The sequence below is a fragment of the uncultured Arenimonas sp. genome (genome assembly GCF_963976025.1).
Classification (GTDB): Bacteria; Pseudomonadota; Gammaproteobacteria; order Xanthomonadales; family Xanthomonadaceae; genus Arenimonas.
Window position 1 is genome coordinate 1 of sequence record NZ_CAXBJS010000214.1, and the last position, 4118, is coordinate 4118.

At 64.9% G+C, this 4118-nt stretch carries 3 protein-coding genes; 2 read left to right on the forward strand and 1 reads right to left on the reverse strand.

Going from position 1 to position 4118, the window contains the following annotated elements; translation table 11 throughout:
* Together AACZ35_RS12890 and AACZ35_RS12895 are read left to right on the forward strand one after the other, a co-directional pair.
* On the forward strand, positions 1 to 1821 hold a 1821-nt coding region (locus AACZ35_RS12890; RefSeq protein WP_339829947.1), incomplete at its 5' end, for a DNA topoisomerase.
* Between the two features lie 80 nt (positions 1822 to 1901).
* Positions 1902 to 3650, forward strand: a complete 1749-nt coding sequence (locus AACZ35_RS12895; protein WP_339829949.1) for a trypsin-like peptidase domain-containing protein — start codon at positions 1902 to 1904, stop codon at positions 3648 to 3650.
* A 113-nt stretch (positions 3651 to 3763) separates the two neighbouring features.
* Here the strand turns inward: AACZ35_RS12895 and AACZ35_RS12900 are convergent.
* The coding region (locus AACZ35_RS12900) for an amidohydrolase family protein (protein WP_339829951.1) at positions 3764 to 4118 on the reverse strand (355 nt) is incomplete at its 5' end.

Here is a 4118-nt window from a genome sequence, read left to right on the forward strand (position 1 = left end):
AATACCGAAGACGCCCAGGCCGCGCGCGAGCGCCTGGTGAAGGCGGCCGGCGACGCCCTGCGCGTCACCGACGTCATCAGCAAGGAGCGCAAGCGCCGCCCGGCGCCGCCCTTCATCACCTCCACGCTGCAGCAGGAGGCCGCGCGCAAGCTCGGCTTCACCACCTCGCGCACCATGCGCGTGGCGCAGAAGCTGTACGAGGGCATGGCGATCGGCGAAGAAGGCACGGTCGGCCTGATCAGCTACATGCGTACCGACTCCGTCAGCCTTTCCGTGGACGCGGTGTCGGAAATCCGCGACGTCATCGCCCGCGACTTCGGCACCCAGGCGGTGCCGGACAAGCCCAACGAATACAAGTCCAAGTCCAAGAACGCCCAGGAAGCGCACGAGGCCATCCGCCCCACGTCGGCCCTGCGCACGCCGGCCTCGGTGGCCAAGTACCTCGACGACGACGGCCGCCGCCTGTACGAACTGATCTGGAAGCGCCCCGTCGCCTGCCAGATGGTGCCCGCCACCCTGAACACCGTGTCGGTGGAACTGGCGGCCGGCAGCGAACACGGCTTTCGCGCCAGCGGCACCACCGTGATCGACCCGGGTTTCCTGGCCGTGTACGAAGAAGGCAAGGACCAGAAAACCGCCGACGAAGACGACGAAGGGCGCAAGCTGCCGCCTATGAAAACCGGCCAGACCGTGCCGCTGGGCAGCATCCACACCGACCAGCACTTCACCGAGCCGCCGCCGCGCTTCTCGGAAGCCTCGCTGGTGAAGGCGCTGGAGGAATACGGCATCGGCCGCCCGTCCACCTACGCCAGCATCATCCAGGTGCTGCAGGGCCGCGAATACGTGTACCTGGACAACCGGCGCTTCCGGCCCAGCGACGTCGGCCGCGCGGTGGCGAACTTCCTGACCAGCCATTTCACGCAGTACGTGGACTACGACTTCACCGCCAAGCTTGAGGACGAGCTCGATTCGGTGGCCGCCGGCGAAAGCGCCTGGGTGCCGCTGATGGAACGGTTCTGGAAGCCGTTCAAGACCATGGTCGAGGAAAAAAGCGAGTCGGTGGACCGCACCGAAGCCACCGGCGCGCGCCAGCTGGGCATCGACCCCAAGTCGGGCAAGCCGGTGTCGGTGCGCCTTGGCCGCTACGGGCCCTACGCCCAGATCGGCCACATGGACGACGAGGAAAAGCCCAAGTTCGCCTCGCTGCGCCAGGGCACCAGCATGCACACCATCACCCTGGAAGAAGCGCTGCCGCTGTTCGACCTGCCGCGCACCCTGGGCGAAATGGACGGCAAGCCGGTGACGGTGGCGATCGGCCGCTTCGGCCCCTTCGCCAAGCGCGGCGACACCTATGCCTCGCTGGGCAAGGAAGACGACCCGTACAAGATCAGCTTCGAGCGCGCCGTTGAACTGATCCGTGCCAAGGAAGAAATGATCGCCAACCGCACGATCAAGACCTTCGAAGGCACCGACATCCAGGTGCTGAACGGGCGCTACGGCCCGTACATCACCGACGGCGAGAAGAACGGCAAGATCCCCAAGGACCGCGACCCCGCCAGCCTGACCCAGGCCGAGTGCGAGGCCCTGCTGGCCGAGGGCAAGCCGGTCCGCAAGGGCGGGCGCTTCGGCAAGAAGGTGGCGGCCAAGAAGGCTCCCGCCAAGAAGGCGGCGGCGAAGAAAACCACGGAAAAGGCCGCGGCCCCGGCGAAGAAAACCGCCAAGAAAGCGACCAAGAAAGCCGCGAAAAAGGCCACCAAGAAGGCCCCGGCCAAAAAAGCCGCCAAGAAGGCCGTGAAGAAGGCCGCCGCGAAGGCCGGCTGAACCACCGGCCCCCGTTGCGTTGCATCCGCCCCGGCAGGGACTAAACTGCCGGGACGCTGCTACCGACGATGGAGCCTTTCATGAACACCCGCACCGCACTCTCGCTGGCGCTTGCGCTGGCCCTTTCCAGCGCTGCCGCCTGGGCCGCCGAGCCCGTCATGCAGGTCGCGGGTGAACGCGCCCAGTCCAGCAAGGCGCAGGCGCCGCTGGCCTGGCGTGATGCCACGACCAGCGCCGCTGCCTCCCGGCTGGTGCTGACCCCGATGGCGCCCGAGCGCATTCTTGAACTCGAGCGCCACAACGAAGAAATGGTAGGAAAGGTGGTGCAAGTCGGCATCGAACGTAGTGCCGCCGAGGCCGCGGCTCCCCTGGGGGCACTGGCCTGGAAGGCCATAGAAGGCGGCTCAGTTGCCCGCTTTGAAGTCCGCTCCCCTGATGCCCTGGCACTGCGTGTGGGTTTGAAACTGCGCGGGATGGATGACCGCATCGAAATGCGCGTAGCAGGCTCCGATGAGCCAGCCCGCATTGAGGGCATGACTACAGGATCCGAGGCCCGGCGCCTGATTGATGATCGTGGACTGCACTGGACGATGGCAACCGATGGAGAAATCCAAGCCATCGAACTGTTCGCGCCCACCGGCGTTGACTTCAATGCAGTTCAAGTGCAGGTAGCACATGTCTCACATCTCGTTGCAAGCCTGCGTAGCGGTTTCGCACTGTCGACCAAAATAGGCGAGTCGGACGGATGCAACGTCGACACGGCTTGCCGCATCGGCACCTTGGGCCAGGCCTTCGCCGATGCAAAAGACTCCGTTTCATGGCTCCTCTTCCAGCGAAGTGGCAGTAAGATTTGCACAGGCACCTTGCTCAATGACACCGACAACAGTAGCCAAATTCCTTATTACTTCACCGCCGACCACTGCATCGGCTCGCAGGCGGTTGCCAATACCGTTACCACTGTCTGGAACTACGAGGCCACAAGCTGCGGCAGCGGCGTTTCGAAAACCACTTCCCAAGTCGGCGGCGGTGCCCAGCTACTTTTCAATGACTACGGCGGCGGCGGCGCAGGCACCGACGCCGCACTGTTGCGTCTGAACAATACGCCTCCAGGCTTTGCTTTTTACGCCGGCTGGGATGCCAACCCGCTGGCTGCGGGAGCCGACGTACTGGCCATTCACCATCCAGCGGGTGACGCCAAGAAATCCTCGCTCGGAAAGCAGACTGTTCAATCAACATATCTGAACGAAGTGGGCTGGCTTAGTGGGACCACCCAGGGTGGCAGCAGCGGCTCGGGCTTGTTCACCGGGGGCGCCGGCGGGTACTACCTGCGTGGAGGACTCTACGGAGGTGAAGCTGCATGCAGCAACTCTGGCAACCTTGACGACCCCGAGAACTGGGACGTGTATTCGCGTCTGGATGTGGTCTACAACGACGTCAAGCAGTGGCTGGCGCCCACCGTGCAGTCCTTCGGCCCGTCCAACGGCCGCGACTACACCGGCGCCTGGTACGTGCCCAGCGAAGCCGGCTGGGGCCTGACGGTCTACCAGTACGCCGCGCCCACCTACAACCAGTTCGTGATGTTCTTCATCTACGACAACACCGGCAAGGCGCAGTGGTTCGAGCTCGACGCCACCTGGACCGCCACCGACGTGCGTTCGGGCACGGTGTATGCGTCCAACGCCGCGCCGTGGAGCACTACCTTCAACCCGAACAACCGTTCGTTCACCGCCGCCGGCACCGCCACGATCACCTACACCTCGGCCACCACGGCCAACGTGCAGTTCACGATCAACGGCGTGACCCGCAGCGCGGCGATCCAGAAGCTCTGATCCCGCCAAAAGACAAAGGCCCCGGCAGCCCTGCCGGGGCCTTTCTTTTGCGCGTAAAAACCCGGGTCAGGGTCGAATTTCAGAAACTCGACTCTGACCCGGGTTTCAGTCCTTTACGGCTGGGCGAGGTCTTCGATGCCACGCTTGGCCTTCTCTTCGGCCACGATCGCGCGCACGTCGCGCAGCAGCGCCGGGGCGTCGTACACGATGCCGTCCTTGATGGTGTAGCGCACGCCGCCGACGCGGGTGGGTTCGCCGTTTTCGCCCAGGCGGATGTGGCCGGTGCCGTAGAACACCTTCAGGTTGGCCAGCGGGTTTTCCGACAGCACCACCAGGTCGGCCAGCTTGCCGGGTTCGATCGAGCCGATGCGGTCTTGCGCGCCCAGGGCTTCGGCGCCCGAGAGGGTGGCGGCGCGCATCACCTCCAGTGGGTGGAAACCGGCCTCGCGCAGCAGCTCGAGCTCCTCG